The organism is Streptomyces sp. NPDC048639, from assembly GCF_043199075.1.
Lineage (GTDB): Bacteria > Actinomycetota > Actinomycetes > Streptomycetales > Streptomycetaceae > Streptomyces.
Map to the genome: position 1 here is coordinate 98,822 of NZ_JBICVP010000005.1, position 21,996 is coordinate 120,817.

At 71.4% G+C, this 21,996-nt stretch carries 20 protein-coding genes; 6 read left to right on the forward strand and 14 right to left on the reverse strand.

What is annotated here, in order from left to right:
* Positions 1-40 precede the first annotated feature (40 nt).
* Positions 41-898 carry a uracil-DNA glycosylase gene (locus tag ACGFNH_RS15320; RefSeq protein WP_393653755.1) on the reverse strand — a complete coding sequence of 286 codons (858 nt, stop codon included), beginning with the start codon at positions 896-898 and terminating at the stop codon, positions 41-43.
* A gap of 816 nt (positions 899-1,714) precedes the next feature.
* Here ACGFNH_RS15320 and ACGFNH_RS15325 point away from each other — a divergent pair.
* The 5 genes from ACGFNH_RS15325 to dhaK all read left to right on the forward strand — a co-directional run bounded on the left by ACGFNH_RS15325 (position 1,715) and on the right by dhaK (position 7,682).
* Positions 1,715-2,311, forward strand: a complete 597-nt coding sequence (locus ACGFNH_RS15325; RefSeq protein WP_393653757.1) for a carbonic anhydrase — start codon at positions 1,715-1,717, stop codon at positions 2,309-2,311.
* Positions 2,312-2,373: 62 nt separating this feature from the next.
* Positions 2,374-3,861, forward strand: a complete 1,488-nt coding sequence (locus ACGFNH_RS15330; RefSeq protein WP_393654469.1) for a SulP family inorganic anion transporter — start codon at positions 2,374-2,376, stop codon at positions 3,859-3,861.
* 313 nt (positions 3,862-4,174) lie between these two features.
* On the forward strand, positions 4,175-5,635 hold the full coding sequence (locus tag ACGFNH_RS15335) for an aldehyde dehydrogenase family protein (protein WP_393653759.1): 1,461 nt from the start codon (positions 4,175-4,177) through the stop codon (positions 5,633-5,635).
* Between the two features lie 205 nt (positions 5,636-5,840).
* Positions 5,841-6,398, forward strand: a complete 558-nt coding sequence (locus tag ACGFNH_RS15340; protein WP_393653761.1) for a response regulator transcription factor — start codon at positions 5,841-5,843, stop codon at positions 6,396-6,398.
* Between the two features lie 291 nt (positions 6,399-6,689).
* Positions 6,690-7,682 carry a dihydroxyacetone kinase subunit DhaK gene (gene dhaK, locus ACGFNH_RS15345; RefSeq protein WP_393653763.1) on the forward strand — a complete coding sequence of 331 codons (993 nt, stop codon included), beginning with the start codon at positions 6,690-6,692 and terminating at the stop codon, positions 7,680-7,682.
* Between the two features lie 119 nt (positions 7,683-7,801).
* Here dhaK and ACGFNH_RS15350 read toward each other — a convergent pair whose 3' ends face one another.
* Complete coding sequence (locus ACGFNH_RS15350; protein ID WP_393653765.1) at positions 7,802-8,284, reverse strand: nuclear transport factor 2 family protein; 483 nt, start codon at positions 8,282-8,284, stop codon at positions 7,802-7,804.
* 174 nt (positions 8,285-8,458) lie between these two features.
* On the opposite strand from ACGFNH_RS15350, the gene ACGFNH_RS15355 reads away from it, so the two are divergent.
* Entirely contained in the window at positions 8,459-9,118 is a 660-nt protein-coding gene (locus ACGFNH_RS15355) for a cysteine hydrolase (RefSeq protein ID WP_393653766.1), read from the forward strand.
* Here ACGFNH_RS15355 and ACGFNH_RS15360 read toward each other — a convergent pair.
* From ACGFNH_RS15360 to ACGFNH_RS15415, 12 genes are all read right to left on the reverse strand, one after another.
* Positions 9,109-9,639: a TerD family protein gene (locus ACGFNH_RS15360; RefSeq protein WP_393653768.1), complete on the reverse strand. Its 531-nt coding sequence runs from the start codon at positions 9,637-9,639 to the stop codon at positions 9,109-9,111. The two genes, ACGFNH_RS15355 and ACGFNH_RS15360, sit on opposite strands and share 10 nt — an antisense overlap.
* Positions 9,640-9,896: 257 nt before the next feature.
* Positions 9,897-11,216: a hypothetical protein gene (locus tag ACGFNH_RS15365; RefSeq protein WP_393653770.1), complete on the reverse strand. Its 1,320-nt coding sequence runs from the start codon at positions 11,214-11,216 to the stop codon at positions 9,897-9,899.
* Positions 11,217-11,286: 70 nt separating this feature from the next.
* Positions 11,287-11,760, reverse strand: coding sequence for a YbaB/EbfC family nucleoid-associated protein (locus tag ACGFNH_RS15370; protein WP_393653772.1), 474 nt, complete (start codon positions 11,758-11,760; stop codon positions 11,287-11,289).
* Complete coding sequence (gene eccCa / locus ACGFNH_RS15375) at positions 11,757-15,704, reverse strand: type VII secretion protein EccCa (RefSeq protein WP_393653774.1); 3,948 nt, start codon at positions 15,702-15,704, stop codon at positions 11,757-11,759. The genes ACGFNH_RS15370 and eccCa overlap by 4 nt, the downstream gene beginning before the upstream one ends.
* A gap of 2 nt (positions 15,705-15,706) precedes the next feature.
* Complete coding sequence (locus ACGFNH_RS15380; RefSeq protein WP_393653776.1) at positions 15,707-17,131, reverse strand: EsaB/YukD family protein; 1,425 nt, start codon at positions 17,129-17,131, stop codon at positions 15,707-15,709.
* An 8-nt stretch (positions 17,132-17,139) separates the two neighbouring features.
* Positions 17,140-17,469 carry a hypothetical protein gene (locus tag ACGFNH_RS15385; protein ID WP_393653778.1) on the reverse strand — a complete coding sequence of 110 codons (330 nt, stop codon included), beginning with the start codon at positions 17,467-17,469 and terminating at the stop codon, positions 17,140-17,142.
* Positions 17,466-19,121, reverse strand: coding sequence for a hypothetical protein (locus ACGFNH_RS15390; protein WP_393653779.1), 1,656 nt, complete (start codon positions 19,119-19,121; stop codon positions 17,466-17,468). The genes ACGFNH_RS15385 and ACGFNH_RS15390 overlap by 4 nt, the downstream gene beginning before the upstream one ends.
* A 51-nt stretch (positions 19,122-19,172) precedes the next feature.
* Complete coding sequence (locus ACGFNH_RS15395; RefSeq protein ID WP_393653781.1) at positions 19,173-19,478, reverse strand: hypothetical protein; 306 nt, start codon at positions 19,476-19,478, stop codon at positions 19,173-19,175.
* A gap of 10 nt (positions 19,479-19,488) precedes the next feature.
* Positions 19,489-19,779, reverse strand: a complete 291-nt coding sequence (locus ACGFNH_RS15400; RefSeq protein ID WP_393653783.1) for a WXG100 family type VII secretion target — start codon at positions 19,777-19,779, stop codon at positions 19,489-19,491.
* A gap of 33 nt (positions 19,780-19,812) precedes the next feature.
* Positions 19,813-20,121 (reverse strand): WXG100 family type VII secretion target, encoded by a 309-nt coding sequence (locus ACGFNH_RS15405; protein WP_393653785.1) that lies wholly within the window; start codon positions 20,119-20,121, stop codon positions 19,813-19,815.
* A gap of 59 nt (positions 20,122-20,180) precedes the next feature.
* Positions 20,181-20,687 carry a hypothetical protein gene (locus ACGFNH_RS15410; RefSeq protein ID WP_393653786.1) on the reverse strand — a complete coding sequence of 169 codons (507 nt, stop codon included), beginning with the start codon at positions 20,685-20,687 and terminating at the stop codon, positions 20,181-20,183.
* A gap of 499 nt (positions 20,688-21,186) precedes the next feature.
* Positions 21,187-21,591 carry a hypothetical protein gene (locus ACGFNH_RS15415; RefSeq protein WP_393653788.1) on the reverse strand — a complete coding sequence of 135 codons (405 nt, stop codon included), beginning with the start codon at positions 21,589-21,591 and terminating at the stop codon, positions 21,187-21,189.
* Between the last annotated feature and the right edge of the window lie 405 nt (positions 21,592-21,996).

Sequence of the window (21,996 nt, forward strand, 5' to 3'; positions counted from 1 at the left end):
CCACCGAGCGCCTACAGGGCGGGACCCTTGCAGCGCGGGCTCAGTCCCCGCGGGTCGCCCTGCCGAGCCCCGCCAGCGCCGCCGCGTCCGCCAGGACGTCGCGGAGCATGGCGGGGGTGAGCCGGCCGGTGAAGGTGTTCTGCTGGCTGACGTGGTAGCAGCCGAGGAGGTGCAGCGGGGGGCCGCCGTGCCCGTCGGCCAGTTCGAGGTGCACACCGTGGCCGAACCGGGGCAGCGGGCGGGGCACCCGCCACCCGGCGTCGGCGAGCACGGGCAGCAACGCCTGCCAGCCGAACGCACCGAGCACCACGACCGCGCGCAACGTCGGCCGCAGCAGCGCGAGTTCCCGCGCGAGCCACGGGTTGCAGGTCCGACGCTCCTGCGGGGTGGGCTTGTTGGCGGGCGGCGCGCAGTGCACGGGCGCGGTGACGCGTACCCCGTGGAGTGCCAGGCCGTCGCCCGGCGCCGTCGACGTCGGCTGGGTGGCCAGCCCTACGGCATGCAGCGCGGCGAAGAGCACATCACCGGAACGGTCGCCGGTGAACATACGGCCCGTGCGGTTGCCGCCGTGCGCGGCGGGCGCGAGGCCGACGAGAGCGAGCGCGGCGTCGGGCGGACCGAACCCCGGGACGGGCCGCGCCCAGTAGTCCCAGTCCTGGTACGCCCGCCGCTTCACCCGGCCGGTCTCCTCCCGCCAGCCCACCAGGCGCGGGCAGGCTCGGCAGGTGGTGAGCGCGGCGTCGAGGGCGGGGAGGTCGGGTGCCCGCCGCGCCGCGTGGGACGGGAAGTCGGGGGCCTCAAGCCCCTGGCGGCCCGCCGGTTCCGCGCTTCGCCGTTCCCGCCGACGTTCCCGTTCCCGCTGCCCTTCCGGCTCGCGCTGCCCTTCCGGTTCCCGCACGACGTCCTCTCCCAGACGGTCTCCTGACGGTTTCGGGCCCTCTCCCGACGGGCCCCGCCCTCTCCTCCGATCATCGCGCGTTCCCTCGCCTCCCGCTCGGCCACGGGCCGCCCGGCCGCCGCTGCCCGACGCACCGCGATGACGGGTGACCGGCGTTAGCCCTGACGGTCGAGCGTGTCAAGGAGTGAGATGCTCACGAATGTTTAACAAGTTCCTGACGTTCGAGCCGCTTGAATGTCACAGAGACTCAGGAGACTGCAGTCGCAGGCCAGTTGGGCGTCGAGGGGGAGGGGAGGGCGTCATGGCACGTCACGCGGCAGCCGCCGCGACGGACGCTCTCGCCGTGCTGCGAACCGTCCTTCTCGCCGCCCTGTTGCTCTGCCTCGCTGCCGTAACTCCCGTCGAAGCCGCGGAACTTGGTACCGGCGGATCGTCGAACGGAGCTGTCTCCTCATCCGGCGGCCCGGTGTGGGACGACCCGGATCCCCCGGATAGACCGCCGTACTCCCACCGCCACGGCCAGCGGTCCCACCACCGCCCCGCCGATCATCCGCTGCCCACCGGCAGCCGGATCCTCTACACCCTTGACCACGGCGTTGGTTCGGCCGCCGCCCGGCTCCTCCCCCGGCCCACCGCACACGGGCCGCCGCGGGAGCGCCTCCCGGGCTCCCGCCCCGCGGCACGCCCCGCCGTGCTGCAGGTGTTCCGCCTCTGACCGGGCCAGTCGGCACCGTACGGCTCACACCCCTACCTGCTAACCGACCAGGTCGGTCACCGACGTGCGCCCCGATGCGGGCGCACTGGAGGAACACCCCCATGCACACCCTCATGCAGAACGCGCGGGCCTTCCGCGACGAAGCCGCCGCGCGCGCCGACGAGTTCGGCCGTCTCGCGTCCGGCCAGTCCCCGCAAGCGCTGTTCATCACCTGCTCCGACTCCCGGGTGATCCCCTCACTGATCACCGGAGCCCGGCCCGGCGAGCTGTTCGAACTCCGCACGGCGGGCAACATCATTCCCGTCCACCGGCCGGACCGCCCGACGAGCGAGGCGGCCACGATCGAGTACGCGATCGACGTCCTCGGCGTCAGCGACATCGTGGTCTGCGGCCATTCCCACTGCGGAGCGGTGGGCGCGATGGTGCGCGGCGAGGACCTCTCCGGCGTACCCGCCGTCCGCGACTGGCTCGGCAGCTCACCGCCCCCGGCCGTCGCCGAGGACGCCCGCCACGCGGGCGATGTCGCCGAGGCGGTCCAGGACCACGTACTGCGCCAGCTCCGGACGCTGCGCGACCACCCCGCGGTCGCGCGGGGATGCGCGGAGGAACGGCTCGGCCTGCACGCCTGGTTCTACGAGATAGCGACCGGTTCCGTGCTCGTCCACCGCCCGCACGCCGACGCCTTCCTTCCGCTGTGAGCGCCGGACCGGACCGCGACGGCGGGCACCACGCACACGGCCGCCCGGCCCGGCGGTGGAAGCTGCCCGACGCCTCCGTCCTGCGCGCCGACCTCACCGCCTCGGTCGTCGTGTTCCTCGTCGCGCTGCCGCTGTGCGTGGGCGTGGCGGTCGCCTCGGGCGTACCGGCCGAACTCGGCCTCGTGACCGGCATCGTGGGGGGCCTGGTCGCAGGTCTGCTGCCCGGGAGCAGCCTCCAGGTCAGCGGGCCCGCCGCGGGTCTGACCGTGCTCGTCCTCGAAGCCGTCACGGAGTTCGGCCTGGGCGGCCTCGGTGTCCTCGTCCTGGCGGCGGGCGCGCTCCAGCTCGTCATGGGCGCGCTGCGGCTCGGCCGCTGGTTCCGTGCCATCTCCATCGCCGTCGTGGAGGGGATGCTCGCCGGGATCGGCCTGGTGCTGATCGCCGGTCAGATCTACGCGATGGCCGACGCGAAGGCGCCCGGGTCGGGTCCCGCGAACCTCGCCGGGCTCCCCGGCCTGGTGGCGGAAACGGCCGGTTCGCAGCCGGCGATCGTCGCGTTCTCCCTCGGCCTCGGCACGATCGGGGTGATGGCCCTCTGGAAGCACCTGCCGGAGAAGATCCGTACGGTCCCGGCGCCCCTTGCGGCGGTGGCCCTGGCCACGGCTCTGGTGGCGCTGTTCGACCTGCCCGTCGCCCGCGTCGAGGTGCAGGGGCTCCTCGGCACGATCGATCCGCCCTCGGTGGCGGACGTCGGCGGTGTCGTGGAGACGGGCGTGACCGGGGCGATCGGCACGGTCCTGGCGATCGCGCTCATCGCCTCCGCGGAGAGCCTGTTCAGCGCGGCCGCCGTCGACCGACTGCACAGCGGCCCCGGCACGCACTACGACAAGGAGCTGATGGCGCAGGGCGCGGGCAACGCGGTGTGCGGGGCGCTCGGCGCCCTGCCGATGACCGCGGTCATCGTGCGCAGCGCGGCCAACGTCCAGGCGGGTGCCAGGACCAAGGCCTCCCGGGTCCTGCACGGCGTCTGGCTGCTGCTGTTCGCCGCCTTGCTGCCCGCCGCGCTCGGCCTCATCCCGGTGGCGGCGCTCGCCGGCATCCTCGTCCACGCAGGATGGAAGCTCGTTCCGGTACGGCAGTGGGGGCCGTTGTGGCGCGACCACCGCGGCGAGGCTCTGGTCCTGGCGGCCACCGCCATCGCCATCGTGGCGACCAACATGTTCGAAGGCGTCCTGGTCGGCCTGCTGCTGGCGATCGCCAAGACGGCGTGGGACGTCTCTCACGTCCAGGTGCATGTGGAACCGGGCGACAACGCGTCCACCGACGAACCGTCAGCTCCGGTACGGGTGGCGATCTCGGGCAACGCGACGTTCCTGCGGCTGCCGCGGATCCTGGACACTCTCGACGCGCTGCCGAAGGACCGGCTGATCGAGCTCGACCTCCACGGGCTGCGCCATCTCGACCACGCGTGCCGTACTGCCCTGTCCGCGTGGGCGGACCGGCACAACAGCGAGGAGGGCGTCACGCGCGTGGTGATGTCCCGGGTCTGAACCCCCGGGCACCTCAACGGGACACGGGCCCCTCGCTCCTCGTCGGGAGTGAGGGGCCCGTGCCGGTCCCTGAGAAAGAACCGTGCCCGACCTGGTGAGAGGCCCTCGCCCGTCCTTTCGGCCGGGCGGGCGGAGACTTCGGCCGGGCGGGCGGAGACTCCCGGCGGAGGAGACAGCCGGGGTACGGACGCCCGGCTCCCGTGCCGTCACGCCCATTGACACGCCCGTACCGCGCCTCAAGAATGCCCAGCCCCCAGGGTCTGAACGGAAGTTCACCAGGCGAACGCACTGCTACGTGAGGATCCGGTACGCCATGACCATCACCCGTGGGCTGCTGATCGGCGGACAGGACGTCCCCGGCGCATCCGGCCGGACCACCGAGGACATCTCCCCCTACAGCGGCGAGGTGTTCGCCACCGTGGCCGCGGCCGGGACCGAGGATGTCGCCCGCGCCGTGGACGCCGCGGAGGCCGCCTTCGGTGCCTGGGCGGGCATGAGCCCGTTCGCCCGCCGGACGATCTTCCTGGACGCCGCCGACCTGCTGGAGTCGCGGGGCGAGCAGGTCGTTGAGCTGATGGCGGGCGAGGTCGGCGGCACCAGGCCGTGGGCGTACTTCAACGTCGCCCTCGCAGCCGACATGCTGCGCGAGGCCGCCGCCGCGGTCACCGCGCCGCGCGGCGAGATGCTGTCCGCCCAGGAGGAAGGCGCGCTGGGTCTCGCCGTACGGGAACCGGTCGGTGTCGTTGCCGCCTTCTCGCCCTGGAACGCACCCGTCATCCTGGGCGTACGCGCGGTGGCCGCCGCGCTGGCGGCCGGCAACACCGTCGTGATGAAGCCGAGCGAGGACGCGCCACTGGCCTGCGGGCTGTTCGTCGCCGACGTCCTGCGCGAGGCCGGTCTGCCCGACGGCGTACTGAACGTCGTCACCAACGATCCGTCCGACGCCGCCCGCGTCGCCGAGGCCCTGATAGCCGACCCGCGCGTGCGCGCGGTGAACTTCACCGGCTCCACCGAGGTCGGCCGGATCATCGGCACCAAGGCGGCCGCGCATCTCAAGCCCGCGCTGCTCGAACTCGGCGGCAAGAAGGCCCTGATCGTGCTCGACGACGCCGATGTGGACTACGCGGTGGACGCGGCCGCCTTCGGCGTCTTCATGAACTCCGGCCAGATCTGCATGTCCGGCGACCGGATCCTGGTCCATGCGGGCCTGGCCGAGGAGTTCACGCGGAAGTTCACGGCCAAGGTCGCCGCGCTGCCCTCCGGCGACCCCACCGACCCTCGGACGGTCGTCGGCCCGCTGATCAGCCCGGCCGCGGCGCGGCGCGTGGCCCGGCTCGTCGAGGACGCGGTCGCCAAGGGCGCCACCGTGCTCGCCGGTGGGGGCGCGCCGGACGGCTCGGTCCATCCGGCGACGGTCCTCGCGGATGTGCCGGAGGACGCCGAGCTGCACTACGGGGAAGTGTTCGGCCCCGTCGTGTCCCTCACACCGTTCACCGAGGACGAGGAGGCCCTTGCCCTCGCCAACGACACCGAGCACGGACTGACCTGCGGCATCATCACCGAGAACGGCACGCATGGGCTGGCGGTGGCCCGCCGTGTCCGCACCGGCATCGTGCACGTCAACGACCAGTCGGTGGCCGACGAACCCCAGGCCCCCTTCGGCGGGTTCGGAGCCAGCGGCTACGGACGGTTCGGCGGCCGCTGGGGCATCGAGGCGTTCTCGAACACCCGCTGGATCACGCTCGCGGGCCGGCACGCCCACTACCCCTTCTGATACCGGGCCAACGGCTGCGCCTGCCGGCACGGCGATACATCGCGTGAGCCGCGCGCCCGGTTTGCCCCCCATGCACCCGCGCCCGCGATCACCCACCGTCACGTCTGAGTACCGCGTACTCAGGCGCGGCCTTCCCCCGATCCGCAAGACTTGCGCGGGACAGGCGCACCGAGTGCGCCGACTCCCCCCACGTGCGAGACAGACCATGATCAGAGTCCTTGTGGCCGACGACGAGCCTCTTATCTGCGCCGGCATCACCACCGTTCTCGGCCCGGCCGACGACATCGAGGTCGTCGGAGTGTCGGCGGCCGGGGAGGACGTGCCGGAGGCGGTCCACCGGCACGCCGCGGACGTCGTCCTGGTGGGGCTCGGTATGCCCGAGGCGCGGGAGCTGCGCCTCATCGAGTCACTGCTGGACGGAACCCCGCCGGTACGGGTCGTTCTCCATGTGACGTTCTGGGACCGGGACAGCGCCGCCCACGCGCTCGCCCTGGGGTGCTCGGGGGTCCTCATGAAGGGGGCGACCCCGGACGACCTCTTCAGAGCCGTGCGCGCGGCCGCGGCGGACGACATCTACGTCTCCCAGGAGCCGGGCCGGGCCGCCGACGAGCCGGCCCTTCCGGCACCGGCAGGCACGGACCCCCCTGAACCGGGTGCGCCCGTGCGGCGCTGCGCCCGCGCCGCACGGCCCGGCCGCACGCGGCGGCCGTCCTTGACGCGGGTCATCGGCGGTCTGACCGACTTCTTCCCGCCCCGCCGCTAGCAGGCCCCTCTCCGGGCGCGGGCGGCCGAAAGCAGGCGCCGCACCGCCCACGCGCATCGCATACAGTCGACAGTCCCTGGTGATCTTGAGCACGTGACCATGGGACCGACTGCCGACGCGCGCGTACGGAGCGATACTGGCAGTGCGTGGGATCGCCAACACCCGGGGGTTGCCTCAGGAGGATCATCTGACGCAGAGTCAGCGACGTCGCGTTCGGACCCGCCGGAAGCCGCTCGCACCCGCCATGGACCGTCAAGATCATCGAGCTTTCGAAGCACCTCGGAGGTACCCATGAAGATGCTGATCAACGTGCCGGAGACCGTGGTCGTCGACGCCCTCCACGGGCTCGCCGCCGCTCACCCCGAGCTGACGGTCGATGTGGAGAACCGCGTGGTCGTACGGCGGGACGCTCCCGTCGCACACAAGGTGGGACTGGTCTCCGGCGGTGGTTCGGGTCACGAGCCGCTGCACGGAGGGTTCGTCGGGCCCGGGATGCTCGACGCGGCCTGCCCGGGCGAGATCTTCACCTCGCCGGTGCCCGACCAGATGGCACGCGCCGCGGCGGCCGTGGACAGCGGCAAGGGCGTGCTGTTCATCGTGAAGAACTACACGGGCGACGTGCTCAACTTCAATATGGCGGCCGAGCTGGCGGAGGACGAGGGCATCCAGGTCGCCAGCGTGCTGGTGAACGACGACGTGGCCGTCACCGACAGCCTCTTCACCGCCGGCAGGCGGGGCACCGGGGCGACCCTGTTCGTGGAGAAGATCGCGGGCGCCTTGGCCGAGGAGGGCGCGCCGCTCGAGCAGGTCGAGGCCATCGCCCGCAAGGTCAACGAGGTCTCGCGGAGCTTCGGCGTCGCCCTGAGCGCGTGCACGACCCCGGCCAAGGGCAGCCCTACGTTCGATCTGCCGTCCGGCGAACTGGAGCTGGGCATCGGCATCCACGGCGAGCCCGGCCGCGAACGCCGCGCGATGATGACATCGCGCGAGATCGCGGACTTCGCCGTCGAGGCGATCCTGGACGACATGCGCCCGGACGCCCCCGTACTGGCCCTGGTCAACGGCATGGGCGCCACACCGCTGATCGAGCTGTACGGGTTCAACGCCGAGGTGCACCGGGCGCTGGGCGAGCGCGGGGTGTCCATCGCCCGCACGCTCGTGGGCAATTACGTCACGTCACTCGACATGGCCGGATGCTCGGTCACCCTGTGCCAGGCCGACGAGGAACTGCTGCGGCTGTACGACGCCCCCGTGGTGACACCGGGGCTGCGCTGGGGCCGCTGACCCGCCGGCCTCCGGCACGGACGCGGGACGCGGAGCGGCGCCGGGGATTCCCGTCCCCGGCGCCCCTGGGCTGCCCGTCCCTGTGCCGTGCTTCCGGCAGCCTGCGTCGCGTCCGGTCCCTAGATGCCCCGCTCGGCGAGGTAGGGGTCGAACTCCTCGCCGCGCTGGGTGTCCTCGAAGACCATGTACCGCGTCAGCTTGCCCCAGCGGACATGCCCGTAGATGACGCCCTCGTTCTCGTAGACGGTCTCGCCCCGCTCGTCCTCGGCGAGATCGTGGAAGCGCAGGCAGATCCGGGTCGCCCACGGCGGTCCGGAGACGAGGACGTCGTCGAACTCGATCCGCAGACCGGCGTCGACGAAGCGCTGCAGCCACTTCTGCACGGCCGGTTTGCCACGGAACTCCCCTGCCCATGAGCTGCGGCCGGGAAAGATGAAGCGCACGTCGTCGGCGTACGAGCGGAGCTGCGGTTCCAGGTCGCCGTCGGCCAGCCGCCACGCGTTGTACCGCACCATCGCGCCGACGGCCGCCTCGTACAGGGCGGGAAGGACCGCCCCCATGACCACCCCGGCGAGCACGGCTGATCGGTTCCTGCCCGGCATGCGGTCCTCCCTGCTCTCGACGGCCGAGTCCGCAAGCGACCGTAGCGCTCCGGCCCGTCGTTCGCACCACGGCGCGAGCGGAGGATCTGCCGATCACGGGGCCGCGGCCCCGTTGGCGGATGTCCCGCGCGTGGATGCAGGGACGGCGCGCGGGGCGCGGGTAGCGTCGCGCCCGTGGATGAGCGAAACGGTCTGGCCGTTCCCCGGACGCTGGAAGAGGTGTGCGACCCCGGACGCCTGGCGCTGCTCGTCTACGACATGCAGGCCGGCGTCCTGGGTCAGATCGGCGACCGCGACCGGGTCGTGGACAGGGTCGTCGAGGTGCTCGGGGCCGCGCGGGCAGCGGGAGTCCGTACGGTCTTCCTCCGCCATGTCACGCTGCCCACCGCGCTGATGGGCACGGGCCAGCTCCGCATGTGGCGGAGCTGGCAGCGGGCCGGCGGTGCGGCCGAGGTGGTCTCCGCCTTCCCGCCGGACGCCGGGCAGACCCAGCTCGTGCCTGAGCTGCGGCCGACCGACCGCGAGGCGGTCCTGGACAAGGTCACCATGTCGGCGTTCGAGGGCACCTGGCTGGATATCGTCCTTCGCGACTGCGGGATCACCGCCGTCGCGCTCGTCGGTGTCGCCACGGAGATCGGCATCGAACCCACCGCACGGCACGCGGCGGACCTCGGCTACATCCCGGTCGTCGTCACCGACGCCTGCGGCGCGGGCGACCCGGAGGCGGCCGAACGGGCCCTCGCCGGGCTCCGCTTCGCGGGCGACTCCCTGCTGACGACCACGGAGGAGTTCCGCTCGGCGCTCTCCGGGCAGCGGCCCCGGGTTCAGGAGTAGTCGGCACCCATCTCGTCGGCGAAGGCTTCCGGGTCCGTGTCGAACCCGCGGACACCCGTGCGGAGTTGCCACGTGCCCGACTCCGAGCGGGTGAACTCCGCCACCGTCGCGGCCGTGGCGCCCGCGACGCCGCCGAAGTCGTCGCCCGCCAGCTCGATGTGCCCCTCCAGGACACGGACCTCACTGTTCGGCACCTCGCCGAAGGTCTTCCGCCCGGTGCGCTGCTGGATGGCCACGCCCACGACGACCCGCCCGAACGAGGGTGCCAGCCGGTCGAGTTCCAGGATCATCGCCTCGTCCGTGCCGAAGCCCTGGCCGGTCTGGCTGTCCCTGCTGAGCGTGATGGTGCCGTCGGGCGAACGGCTGTCGAAGTGCACGAGATAGACGGGCCGCCCGTACGGGTCGTCCGCCGCATAGGTCGCGGCGATGATGTCGAGATCATTCGCCGGCGTGCCGGACGGACTGGGGTCCCATTTGAGCGTCACCTCGGCTTTGGAGATCCCCTTGTTGAGACTGCTCACCGACTTCCCTTCCTCAGAACCGGGCTGATACGGAGTCCGCATCCGCGGGGGGCACGGCGCCGGCACACGACCGACGGCCGGACTCGCCGTCCCGCACCGGATGCGTCCCGCGCACGCCGGCCCCCGTGGGTGCAGTGTCTCAGCCCGGTACGCCGTGGCTCCAGGAGGTCGAGCCGGCACCGCCGCCGGGGGTCGGGTTTCGGCCATCTCTGCGAGCGTGTAATGGTGTTGACGTTCCGTCGAGGCGGGAGTGGTGGTCACGTCCCCCAGGAGTCGGCCGTCTCCGGTTCCGCCTCTCGCAGCACGACCACGACCTCCGGTTCGCCGGAGGCACGGAACCGGCGGGCGGCGCGGGCGGCGTGCATGAAGCGGGCGATCCGTGCCGCCGCCTCGCGCGCCGAGCGGCCCCCGACACCCCGGGTGCGGTTCAGCGGCGGCGGCACGAGGGGAACGGGCCGGTGGCGGGGGCGTCTCGGCAGCCCGGACGGGCCTGAGAGCTCGCCCGACCCTCCGCGGTCCCCTCCGGGGAACGGCGCCGGGAACGGTGCCGGGAACGGCGTATCCGCGGCACGCCCCGCGGCGATGCCGGGCCCGGTGAGGATCTCGTCCGGCAGATCCACGACGGTACGCACGCGGCCACGCGTCACCGAGGAGTCCACGGTGACGGCGAACCCGTAGCGCCGGGCGAGGAGTCCGCAGAAGACGAGGCCGAAGCGGGGCGGGGTGCGCAGGGCGGAGATGTCGGGGGACTCGCTCTGCAACAACAGGGACGTACGCCCCCATTCGGCGGTGTCGAGCGCACAGCCCTCGTCCTCGATGACGACGGCGAGGCCGTCGCGGGTGCGCTGGATCTGTGCCTGGACCGTGGTCCGTGAGGCGGAGGCGCTGGTGGCGGACTCCAGGAGGTCGGCGAGGACGAGGATCAGACCGTCCACCACCGGGCCCGCCACGGCACGGTCGCTGTCGGCGAGCGTGATGCGGACCCGGTTGCCGCCCCGGATCTGACCGACCGCCGTACGGAGGACGTCGTTCAGCGGCGTCGCGGGGCGCCGCCGGCCGGGCGGGGTGCCGCACTCGACGACGAACGCCGTGGCGCGGCGGAGGATCTGCGCATTGGCGTGATCGATCTCGGCGAGGCTCTGCTGGACGTCCGGGTCCGCGTCGCACCTCGCCATCTCCACGATCTTGGCCTGTTGTGTATGGGAGAGCGCCTGCGTCTCGCGCGCCACCGTGAGGAGCAGCCGCATCGTCTCCTGTCCCGTGCAGTCGCGCGACTCGGCGACGGCACGCGCGACGCGCGCCCCGGCGCCGCGGAGATGGTGGGCGAAGGCCGAGTCGGCCAACTGCGGGTCGGCGGGCTCGTATCGGGGCGCCTCCCGGTGCTCGCCGACGGCCTCGGCGATGGCGGGAAGGGCGTCGGCGACCCACCGCCCCAGCTCCTCGTCGCGTAGGGCGAGGAGCCGGCGGAGGGTACGGGTGTCGGCGACCGACCGTATGAGCATCACCGTCAGGGCGGTCACGAGCGCCGCTCCCGCGGTGAAGAGGGAGAGCACCAGCGCGATGTGAGGGGGGTTCATGAGGTCGTCGTGCTGCCTTCGGGCAAGGAGCGGTCCGACGGAACGGGCCGTCCGCCGTCTCGGGGCATGGTCATCCGAATCGTTCGCTCTCGTTCTGTGCGGTTTCCTCGACGCGGCGGATCGACAGGTCCCGGCAGGCCCGGAGAGCGTCCTCGAACGCTCTGGCCGTGGCCGCCTCGAGTTCTCTGGTGGGTACCGGCGTGGGCGTGGGCAGGAAGCGGACTTTGATGCCCTCCATCCGGGCCGAGCACTCCACTTCGACCATGGACCTGCCGTCCTGGCCGCGCACCGTCGTGGTCGAGAGCTCCTTGGACAGCCGGTCCAGGGAGACGCCGAGGTAGCTGAGCGACCGGACGACGCGGGAGAAGTCCTCCTGGAAGCGCTGCGGGCTCACGGTCTCATCGGCGGTGACGGCGGTGGAGGCGATGCCGCCGAGGTGGTTCGTCATGGACGGCAGGCGCTGACGCAACCGGCCGAGATAGGCGGCCAGTTCCTCGTCCAGCGGACGGTCGGGGTCGGGGATCGATGACGGTGTCTCGCTCATGTCAGGGTTTCCTCTCGTGGTGTTGCCTCTCTCGGGCCTTCGCCGCCTCGGCCTTCGCCGCCTCGGCCTTCGCCCTCCCCGTCCCGGCCCGCGGCCCCGGCCCAGGGGACCTGGATCACCACGGACGGGGAGCCGTCGGAGCGGTCGTAACGGGCGCGTCCGGGCGGGCCGATGACCGGCAGGTGGCCGAACACGGGGCGGCCGGCGGTCTCCTTGCCCAGCAGCACCATCGGCGCTCCGAAGGAGCGCATCGTGTCGACGATGCCGGGGAGCCCGGCTCCGCTCTGTCCGCTGTCGCAGGCGACGACCGTGGTCAGCCCGAGCAGCGGCCCCAGCGGCAGCCAGTCGTTGAGCGGGGCCAGCGCGGACCGGGAGATGACCTGGGCGTTGTCGACGACGACGACCGTCCTCGGGCCCCGGTAGCGCTCGCGGGAGAGCAGGTCCCCGGTTGCGACGCCGCCCTTGGGCAGGCGGTTGCCGAGGTCGGAGACCAGCTCGTTGATCAGATGCTCGGCGCGTACGGAAGAGGCGGCGAACGCCTGGACGTACGCCTCGGGCAGGGACTTGATGATCTCCAGCCGCGGGTCGATGACGATCAGGCGCAGGGAGTCGGGGTCGTGCGCCGCGGCGAGCTGCTCGACGATCGCCCGCAGAGCGCTGGTCTTCCCGCGCTTGCGCCCGCCCAGGACGATCAGCCCCGGCTCTGCCCCCAGCAGGTCCTGGGTCTCCACCCCGCGGTCGACGTCCCGGAGCCCGACGACGACGCGGTCGAGCATCCGCTCACCGGAGTCCGGCGCCAGGGCGGAGACTTCGGCCAGTTCCACGCTGGAGGGCAGGGTCGGGATGGAGAGCGCCTGCTCCCGGCCCCAGAGGCCGAGGACGTACTCGATGGACCGCGCGTACCGCGTCCCGGGCTCGTCGTCGGCGTCGACGAGATGGGGTTCTGCCACCTGGACCAGTCCCAGGGGGCACAGCGCCCGGCCGGGGCCCGCGCCGTCGAGGGACTGGCCGCCTCGCCGCTGGTACATCGAGTCGATGACGTCGTTGAGCCGGAACTCCAGCTTGCTGGGCACGAGTTCGGTGGTGCTGGGGCGGAAATCGCCCCAGCGGCGCCCGGTGAGGACGACGTGCACGCCCAACCCCGGTCCACGGGCCATGAGTTCGCTCAGCACGCTCTCGAAGTCCTCGGACTTCCGCTTGATCTCGGCGAAGTCGTCGAGGACCAGGATGAGATCGGCCGGTCCCGCCTGGGCGACGTCCTGCGGCGTCCAGGCGGCGCGCAGATGCTCGGCGCCGTCGAGTCCGCGCTCGGACAGGGCCTGTTCGCGGTAGAGCAGGGAAGCCTGCAGGAAGTCGATCGTCTGCTGGAGCAGGCCCTCGCTGCCGCGCGACACGACGCGCATGACATGGGGGAGCTCGCGCAGCGCCGACAGGCCGCCGCCGTAGTCCACGACCACGAAGCCCAGGTGGGTCGGCGGATAGAGGCTCGCCGCGGACAGAACGACCGTACGGAGCATGGTGGTCTTGCCCGTCTGCGCAGCGCCCACCACCGCGGTGGTCCCGGACGAGCCGCCGAGATCCAGCAGCAGCGTCTCGGTGCGCTGGCGCGAGGGCTGGTCCAGCAGTCCGAAGGGCACCCGGACGCCCGCCGTGCCCTGCTCCCGTTCGGCGAGGAAGTCCCGCAGCGGCAGATTGCCGGGCAGGGGCGGCAGCCAGATCTGCCGGACCGCGGGCAGGGCGTGCTGCAGGGCGGTGACCGCGCGGTCCACGACCGTCTGGGGGCCGTAGACATGGGACGCCGTGCTCCCGCCGATCCGGTCGCCGTCCTCGGTACGGATGACGACACCGGTCTCGCCGGTCCGGTACTCCCGGATCCGCCCGGAGACATAGCCGCTCTGGAAGACGCGCAGGGAGTCGCCGCCCGCCTTGAGGATCGCGGCGCCCGGGCGGCTCGGCAGATGGAACGCGTCCCGGACCCCGATGGCCGCCACACTGTCCGCGGCGTTGAAGGTGCGCAGCGCCACGCGATAGCTCAAGTGGCTCTCCAGGCCGCGCATCCGGCCTTCGTCCAGGCGCTGCGAGCAGATGAGCAGGTGCAGGCCGAGACTGCGGCCGAGCCGGCCGAGCGCAGTGAAGGTCTCGACGAAGTCGTGGTGAGCCTCGATGAGTTCGCTGAACTCGTCGACGATCACCAGCAGGTGCGGCAGGGGCTCCCAGTCGGTGTTGCGCGTCTGCCGCAGGGCGCGGTACTCGCGGAGCGAGGAGACGCCTCGGTCGGCCAGAACCTCCTGGCGGCGCTGGAGTTCGCCTTCGAGGGCCAGCTTGATGCGGTCGACCAGCGTGGCATCGCCCTCCAGGTTGGTGACGACGCCGCAGACGTGCGGCAGCGCCGAGAGGCCCACGAAGGTGGCGCCGCCCTTGAAGTCGGCCAGCATCATCGCCAGGTCGTCGGTGTGGTGGCGTACGGCCAGCGATGCGACGAGCGTACGCAGGAGTTCGCTCTTGCCGGATCCCGTGGCGCCCACGATGGCGCCGTGCGGTCCCGCACCGCCGCGTGCGCTCTCCTTGAGGTCGAGACGTACCAGGCGGCGCTGCCCGTCCAGTCCGAGATCGGCGCGGAGGAAGTCCGGGGACTCCTCGTGGACCCAGCCGATGTCGGCGGGCGGGCGGTCCAGGTGGGCGGTGGGCACGAGCTCGTCCAGGCCGACGCCCTCGCCGGCCGCGGCCACGGCGTCACTCGCGAGTGCCAGATGCGCGAGGCTGCGGGCGACCGCGTCCGCTGGCGCCGCGGCCAGGGTCTCCACTTCGATGTCCTGAGGGTCACCGCTCACCAGGCTCAGGACGCCCCGGCCGTCGGCCCGGCATTCGAGGACGGCCTGCTCGGCCGTCTGCGCCGCCGGCGGCGTCTCGGCGATCCGGATGACCGAGAAGGCGTCGGAGGCGCGCGGCAGCCGGTCGATCAGCGATGCGGTGGCCTCGCCGTCCACGACGATCAGGGTGTGCCCGCTGTCGTCCGCCCGCTGCCGGTCCTCGGCCATCCGCCGGCCGCCGTGCGCCGGCTTCTGCAGGGACGTCGACTCTGCCCGTCCTGCCGCCTGTTCGTGCCCGGCGAGATGCGGCAGCCAGCGGCACCAGCGCCACTCCGCCATGCGGGCGGAGTCCGTGGCGAAGACCATCGTCAGACCGTCCGGGCCATGGAACATCGCGGCCTGGGCGATCAGGCTCCGGGCCACCGCGGTGGCGGTCGCCCGGTCGCCGCAGAGCGTCACCTCCCGGAAGCGGGCGAGGGGAACGACCACCGGCCAGTCCCGCACCGTGGCGAGCAGCCGTACGAGATCGGTCTGCGCCTTGGTGCAGGCGATGTCCAGATCGATCTGTTCACTGGCCGAGGCGGTCGGCTTGATGCCCAGCCGCCATGGCAGCGGCCCGGCGCCGAGGCGGACACAGAGGAAGTCCGGGTCGCCCGGCGTGCGCTGCCAGAGCCGTTCGGGGACGTGGGCGAGGACAGGCAGTTCCCGCGCATGCGGTACCGACCGGCGCAGGTCGGCACGGCGGTGCTCGATGGTCTCGGCGAGCCCGCGCCGCGCCTCCCGCAGATCCAGCAGATACGCGAGCTTGGTGCGGCGCATCCGCCGGGCCTGCTGCCTGCGGCTGAGCACGGCCATGCCGACCGAGGACATCATCGTCGCGAAGACCAGCCCGGCGCCCATGAAGACGGACGACAGCGAGGGGTTGACGAGATAGATGAAGGAGAAGCCGATCATGCCGACCAGGGGCATGAGGGCCTGGGCGAGGGCCGAACCGTCGCGCTGGAACGTATCGACCTTGGGGACGTCGGGCAGGTCGACCTCGACGACGTCCGCCGGGTCGAGGACCTCGGGCCGTACCTCGCGGACCACGCGGGAGCGGCGGCCTCCGGTGGGCCGCGGAGCAGGGGGTGTCATGGTCAGAACCACCCCTGCGCCAGGTCGTATCCGACGGACCAGGCCCACGTCCAGCCGCCCAGCTCCATGACGAGGGTCCCGAACACCGCGATGTGCACCAGGGGCCGTAGCCGCAGACAGGTGACCACGGCCCATCTGCTGGGCACGAAGGCGTGGCCGATGAGGACCAGCGTGGCCGCGAGCAGGGTGAAGGCGGCCAGGACCAGGGACGAGGCGAGCGGCAGCCGTACGTTGGCGGCCAGCAGGCTGACGAGCGTCAGCAGCGCGAGGCCGCCGATGGCGCTCCTGCCGGGGAAGGTCCCGCCGAGGGGCAGCAGGGCGGCGGCTGCGAGGGTGCAGCCCCAGAAGGCCACGTGGTACGGCAGCGCGACACCGTCGAGCAGAACGCAGGCGACCAGTCCGGCGAACGACGCGGCGGCGATGGCCGCTTGAACGGTACGGGCGCGGTCGACCAGCCGCGTCTCGCTGTGGCTGAGCCGGTCGAGCATACGCGTGGTGGAGTCGGACCTGGCGGTCGTATCGGTCCGGGCGGTGCTGCTCCTGCCGACGGCCTCGACGACATGGGAGATCCACAGACCGAGGCGGTGGCTGGTCACCATCGCCGCCGTCCAGGCGGCCCCGAGGGCGAGCAGGCCGACGTCGAACGACCGGGGTGCGAGGTGAACGGCTCCCGCCGCGCCGCCCAGCGGCACGAGCAGCACCACAAGGGCTCCTGCGGAGCCGGGGCCCAGCACCTTCGCGATGACCAGGGCGGCCACGTCGAGGAGGACGACGAGCGCGGCGAGTGCCATCCCGCCGGCGAGGCCGGGTACGTGCAGCAGGGTGAGGATCGCGGCCGACGCGACGGCGGCCCAGCCCACAACGGCCAGGCTCGGCACATCATTCGAGGGGCGCCGCGGATGCCGTCCGGCGCGGCCGGGCCTCCAGGCGGAGGATCTCGCCATGAGCAGGGCCCAGACGTGCAGGCACAGGGCGGCCAGGACGGCCGGTACGTCGGCGAAGGAGCCGCGGGAGGCTCCGAAGGCGACGACGGACAGCAGCACACCGGCCGCGATGAGCGCCGGGACCACGCCGTTCGGGCCCGCCGGTGAGGTGCCCGCCCTGCCGGATGGAAGGCCCGCGTCCCTGGGCGGGGACACCCGCGGGCGCTCGGGCGGGACGGTGAACCACAACCGGTCGCCGCTGACGACCCCTTGGGCCGCGAGCGGCATGTCCAGCGCGAGCGGCGTGCCGGCGCTCGTGGTCAGCGGTCCGGTGAAGTCGGCTGCGAATCCCGTCTCGTGGAGGGTGGCCACCACATGGTGCAGCCACTCCCCCACGGGCGCGCGGGCGGGGGCGTCCACGTCGACCGCGTAGCGGTTGGTGTGAACGGTGACCCTGATGTGCTGGGTACGGTCGGCTCGCGCCTCGGGAACCTGAATCGACATGTACGGATTCACCCGTCCTTCGACGCGGGGTGGTGGGGCGCCGTAACGCTCGGCGCCCTCTCGGTCTTCCGGGTCTCTTCACGCTGGTGGGTGATGACGGCCCCGGCCATGCCGGCAACGAGGGCGGCCACCACGGAGATCGCGGCGAGCGTGCTGCCGGAGACGAGGCCGGCTCCCGGCCGGCCGCGCCCGGTGGCCTCCGCCAGGAGGTTGCCGTGCACCTCGCCGGCGTGGATGCGGTCGTGCAGTCCGCGCAGTTCCTGATCGGCGATCTGCTCGGATACGGACCCGCTGCCGGATCCGCCGAACAGGCCGGTGGAGGTGCCGGTGCCGTTCATGGCCGGGCCCGGGTCGCGGCTTCGACGGTCTCCTGCGTGACGCCCGGCAGGGACGCGGGGTCGAACGGGGCCGGGGGTGTCGCGCTGTCGAGCGTGGGATTGAGCGCCTTCAGATAGGTGTAGTAGGCGCCGTATCCGAGGTTGGGGTCGATCGCCACCTTGCGCAGCTCGGCCAGGCCCGACTCCAGGAGGACATTGCCGAAGAAGGTCGCCGGCCGGTCGAGGTTCGGGTGGTCCTTGGCGAAGTCGTTGTTCTTGGAGAGGGAACCGAAGTTCTTCTCGGTCACATAGAGGCCGTTGCGCTTCAGGATGGGCACCGCGCTGCCGGCAATGGTTCCGGCAGCGGCGTACCAGAGGAAGGACTTCCAGTCGATCTCGAAGTCCTTGCCGTCGACGACGCTGCCCAGCGTGGCGAACAGGGGCTGGACGTATGCCTGGGTCAGGACGTTCTGGAACGCGCCGACCGCCCCTTCCTTGATCAGACGGGCGCCGCGCGGGTCGGTGCCGTCGAGGATGTTCCCCCAGGCGAACTTCTCCCCGTTGACCGGACCGATGTCCGCCTGCGACCAGGGAAGGTCCTTGACCGCGGTGTCGAGGTCGTCGAACCGCTTGAAGACGTCGAGCCCCATCTCCTTGCCCTGCTTGACCACGCCCTTGGACAGGGCGTGCAGCGCGTCGAAGGTCATGCCGCTGGCGACGATGCCCCCGCCGATCGCCAGGAGCGGGAAGAGCAGATCGCCCTTGACGTTCCAGAGGTCCTTGAAGCTCACCCGCGGATCGAGGGCCGCGACACCCTTGATCAGGAGGTCCTCACCGGTGAGTTGGGCGTAGGGGACGGTGAACTTCCACAGGTACTCACCCCCCTTGCGGAGGATGTTGTCCGGCAAGGTCGCCAGGTGCCCGGTCAGGCTGCCGAGAGCGTCCTGGAAGGCGATGCCCGAGCCGCGGGACCCGGCGTACGTGCTGCCCCGGACGAACCCGCCGGCGTTGAACTCCGCGCCGCTCCGCAGAGCCGCCCCGGCGCCACCTCGGAGGAGGGAACCGCCTCCGGCCTGGGCACCGAGGCGGCCCCCCGTCGCCCCCAGCCCCCGGCCCACCGCCACCGCTCCGCGCAGCCCCGTACCGCCGACCGCGCGGGCCAGGGTGGACACGGCGAACTCGATGCCCTGGAAGAGGGATCGGGCGATGGCTCCGAAGACCGATTGCAGGGCCGCTGTGATGACACCGCCGAAGAACATTCCGACGACGATCTCGGCGACGGCGAAGACGACGAGCAGCACCCACGAGAGGATTTCCCAGATGGAGCACTTCTGGGCCTCCTCCAGCTTGTCCGCGTACTCCTTCAACTGCCGTGCGTAGTCACGGAGTTGGCGGGTGTACTGATTCAGGTCCAGCCGGGACTGGGTGAGGGTCGCCGTGGCCTTGTCCGCCGCTGCGCCTTTCCATGCGAACCCCAGGGACACGGCGTCGGACTGATGGACGGGAGAACCGTCGAGCGATTGCTGTACGACGCTGGTGTGTCCGAGCAGAAGCGTTCCTGCCATCGCGTCCACCGTCGCCCAGAACTGGTCGATGGAATCGGCGTACGAGTCGTACGCCCTCGCGGCGGTGCGGATCGCTTGCGGATCGCCCGACGGTTTTCCACAGGCCACTGCGGACCCTCCCCATATTTCTTGTGCTGTACCACATCGCCACGTGACGCATCACGTGGCGATATAACCGTCCAGCGGATTCTTGGCGGACACGTCGGCCGCCCCGTAGTTGACCGCCACGGCGTGGATGCGGTCGATGGCGTTGACGAAGAGGTCCGCAATATTGGATTCCGAGGCGATGACCTGGTTCAGGGTCTCTTCGTACTTTTTGTTGTCCTCGTCGGTGGCGAAGGCGCCTTTCGCTCCCGCGGTCCTGGTCTGGAATTCGGAGAATTCGGCGCTGTGTGCCCAGGCGTGCATCTGGCTTCCCGCTGCGGCCACATCGAGCTGCTGCGCGTCCACCCAGAAGGTACTCACACCCGTCCCCTCACCACATCTGGGAATTGAGCGCTTCGCACTCCTCGTAGTTGGCTGCCATCCTGTTGGTGCACAGCGAGACGTCGGACAGAGCGGCATTGAGCGACTTCGCCGCCGCTCGCCATTCGTGCCGGAATGTGTTGTACCGGACGTTCGCCGGGCCGACCCAACCCGCCATCAGGCCCTCGATATTGTTTTCCAGCGCCGTCAGAAGGTGCTCGATCTCGGACGTCTGCTTCGCCATGTCCGTGGACACGCGCGACAGCGCCCCGGTGTCGATGTTCATCACGCTGTAGGCCATTGCGGTTTCTCCTCGTGCCGAAATCTGGGCGGGTCAGATGGAATTGATGAGCTGGTCGAGCGCCCGGACGTGGGTGAGCTCGGTCTTGTCGTAGTTCATCTGCGACTGCGTCAGCGCATCCCCCATCTCCCGGAGGGTGGTCTGGATCCGCTCGGACTGGCTCTGCCAGCGGGCTATGGCGGTGCGGTAGCTCTCCGAGGCGGGGCCCTGCCATTCGGCGATGCTCGAGTGGGTCCGGGTCAGCATCGCCTGCGTGAGGTCGACGATCTGACTGTGGCACCTCTTGGTGAGTTCGGCGGCCTCGGCGATATTGCCGGTCCTTGCGTGGTACTGCGTGCTCATCAGGATTCCTCCCCTGTGTCGCGTGGGTCGCCCCCGCATTTCGGCTGCGGGGGCGGTGATCAGCGAGCCGACCTGCTGGGTGCCGGCCCTGTCGGTATGTCGGTGCCGACTCCGTCGAGCCTGTCGATCCAGCCGCGGGTGCTGAGGCTGTAGGTGAAAGGCAGCGTGTCGGCGTTCTTCTTCTCGATGGCGGTCAGGAATTCGTCCACGGTGATGCTGGTCGCGGAGGAGTCCTCGCTCATCGGCGCGACTGCGGTGATGTCCGCGGCGCGTTCGAGGTTGAGCGTTTTCCGCTTGCCGGTCAGCACGAAGGAAGCCCGGTCCGCGTTCGTGAAGCAGACGAAATAGCCCTCTTCGGTCTTCAGCGTGAGGACACCGGCGTCGGTACCGCTACCGGTGACAGCGATGTACTCGGCGCTCCTCGGGTGCCGTGGACACGGTTTCGGCTTCTCGGCCGGCTTCTTCTTCCGTACCGGCTTTTCCGGCGCCGACGACGTGGGCGACGCGGCCGGTTTCTCCGGTGCGGCCCAGAGGGCGTCGGACGAGTCGCAGCCGGCGAGCGCCATCAGCGCGAAGGCGACAGCGATCGCGGAGCGGGACCGGAGAGATCTCCGTCCCGCCGTGCTGATGCGATATCGATCTCGGAATGGTGGCGCGGGCGCCTCCTTGCTCCGCTCACACAACCGTGTCTCCAGTGGGGGGTTGAAAGTGGACGGTGAAAGTTCTTGCAGAACTCCCTTACTGGTCGGCCATCCTTCAACTTCTTCCGTGGACCAATATCCGCCACCTGGCGGAACCCAAGCCCGCCAGAGCGCCATGAAAGACAATCAATCAGTACAAGTTCCGACTGAGATACATATCGGTGCTTCATCCGTTACGTCCGGGGCGAGTTGCCGACGGCGGGCTTCAACGTCCGCCTGCCGCAACACCGTTGACGCCTCCTCAGCAGGACTCCCGGGCACGCGAACGGCCCGCACCCATGGGGGTAGGTGCGGGCCGGGCTTTCGGGTGGGGCGGGCGTCACGCGGAGGTACGGCGTGGCGAGGGGGTCGGTGCACAGATGCGCTACCGCGTGGTGCGCAGGGCCTCCTCCACCAGTCGTACCTGATGGCCCAGCGTCACGGCGCGCTCGGCCTCGTGCCGGCTGATGGCGACGGCCTCCGCCGCCGGGTGGCTCGCCACCCCCGTGGACAGCTCGTCCTCGGCGAGCGAGCAGAAGAACGCCGTCGCGAGGGTCGCCTGGAGGTGGTGACGCACCATGCGGGCGAGGACCACCGGGTACTGGTGCAGCACCGTCTGACCGATCCACCGGTCGGGTGCCAGACCGAAGAGCCAGTCCTTGGCGCCCTGCTCGAAGCGCGAGGAACTCGGCGGGGGGACGTCACCGGGCCACCCGGGAGGGGCGGGACGACCGCTGTTGAGCCAGGACCGTGCAGGACCGAGCCTCTCCCCGTCATGCATGGCGTGCATCAGATGTCACCTCGGGCCACATGTACGGACAGTGGTGCCATCGGCGCGGAACGAGCGTGGTGGACCGTCATCGCTCGTTCCTCCCACAGAACAGGAGGGCGTTCGTCCCCCGTCGCCCATGCGTGAGCCTGCGCCCGGGTCGGGTTCCGTATATCCGCCAGGTGGCGGGTTTCGCGCCGGCACCCGCGCACGACATGGCCACCTGGCGGATGCCGTGCTCCCGTCCGGCGTCCGTCCGCCGGCGCAGCGACATCTCGGAGCACGTACCGCACCGGGGTGGGCACGGAGCGTGGACGAATTCGCGCCGCCGGCCCCGGATCGGGATCGCCGAACGACCGGTTCGATCCCCCCGCACCCCGCCCTCGCACGGCAACCGAGCCCGCCACAGCCCGGCCAAGGGGTTGA

What these genes read in the sequence shown, in the direction of transcription:
- ACGFNH_RS15370 (WP_393653772.1), bottom strand. Translation starts at nt 11,760, where the DNA reads ATGAGCGAGACACCGTCATCGATCCCCGACCCCGACCGTCCGCTGGAC.
- ACGFNH_RS15365 (WP_393653770.1), bottom strand. Translation starts at nt 11,216, where the DNA reads ATGAACCCCCCTCACATCGCGCTGGTGCTCTCCCTCTTCACCGCGGGA.
- ACGFNH_RS15410 (WP_393653786.1), bottom strand. Translation starts at nt 20,687, where the DNA reads ATGGCGCTCGCCGGCTGCGACTCGTCCGACGCCCTCTGGGCCGCACCG.
- ACGFNH_RS15340 (WP_393653761.1), top strand. Translation starts at nt 5,841, where the DNA reads ATGATCAGAGTCCTTGTGGCCGACGACGAGCCTCTTATCTGCGCCGGC.
- ACGFNH_RS15350 (WP_393653765.1), bottom strand. Translation starts at nt 8,284, where the DNA reads ATGCCGGGCAGGAACCGATCAGCCGTGCTCGCCGGGGTGGTCATGGGG.
- ACGFNH_RS15335 (WP_393653759.1), top strand. Translation starts at nt 4,175, where the DNA reads ATGACCATCACCCGTGGGCTGCTGATCGGCGGACAGGACGTCCCCGGC.
- ACGFNH_RS15385 (WP_393653778.1), bottom strand. Translation starts at nt 17,469, where the DNA reads ATGAACGGCACCGGCACCTCCACCGGCCTGTTCGGCGGATCCGGCAGC.
- eccCa (WP_393653774.1), bottom strand. Translation starts at nt 15,704, where the DNA reads ATGACACCCCCTGCTCCGCGGCCCACCGGAGGCCGCCGCTCCCGCGTG.
- ACGFNH_RS15325 (WP_393653757.1), top strand. Translation starts at nt 1,715, where the DNA reads ATGCACACCCTCATGCAGAACGCGCGGGCCTTCCGCGACGAAGCCGCC.
- dhaK (WP_393653763.1), top strand. Translation starts at nt 6,690, where the DNA reads ATGAAGATGCTGATCAACGTGCCGGAGACCGTGGTCGTCGACGCCCTC.
- ACGFNH_RS15380 (WP_393653776.1), bottom strand. Translation starts at nt 17,131, where the DNA reads ATGTCGATTCAGGTTCCCGAGGCGCGAGCCGACCGTACCCAGCACATC.
- ACGFNH_RS15405 (WP_393653785.1), bottom strand. Translation starts at nt 20,121, where the DNA reads ATGAGCACGCAGTACCACGCAAGGACCGGCAATATCGCCGAGGCCGCC.
- ACGFNH_RS15415 (WP_393653788.1), bottom strand. Translation starts at nt 21,591, where the DNA reads ATGCACGCCATGCATGACGGGGAGAGGCTCGGTCCTGCACGGTCCTGG.
- ACGFNH_RS15400 (WP_393653783.1), bottom strand. Translation starts at nt 19,779, where the DNA reads ATGGCCTACAGCGTGATGAACATCGACACCGGGGCGCTGTCGCGCGTG.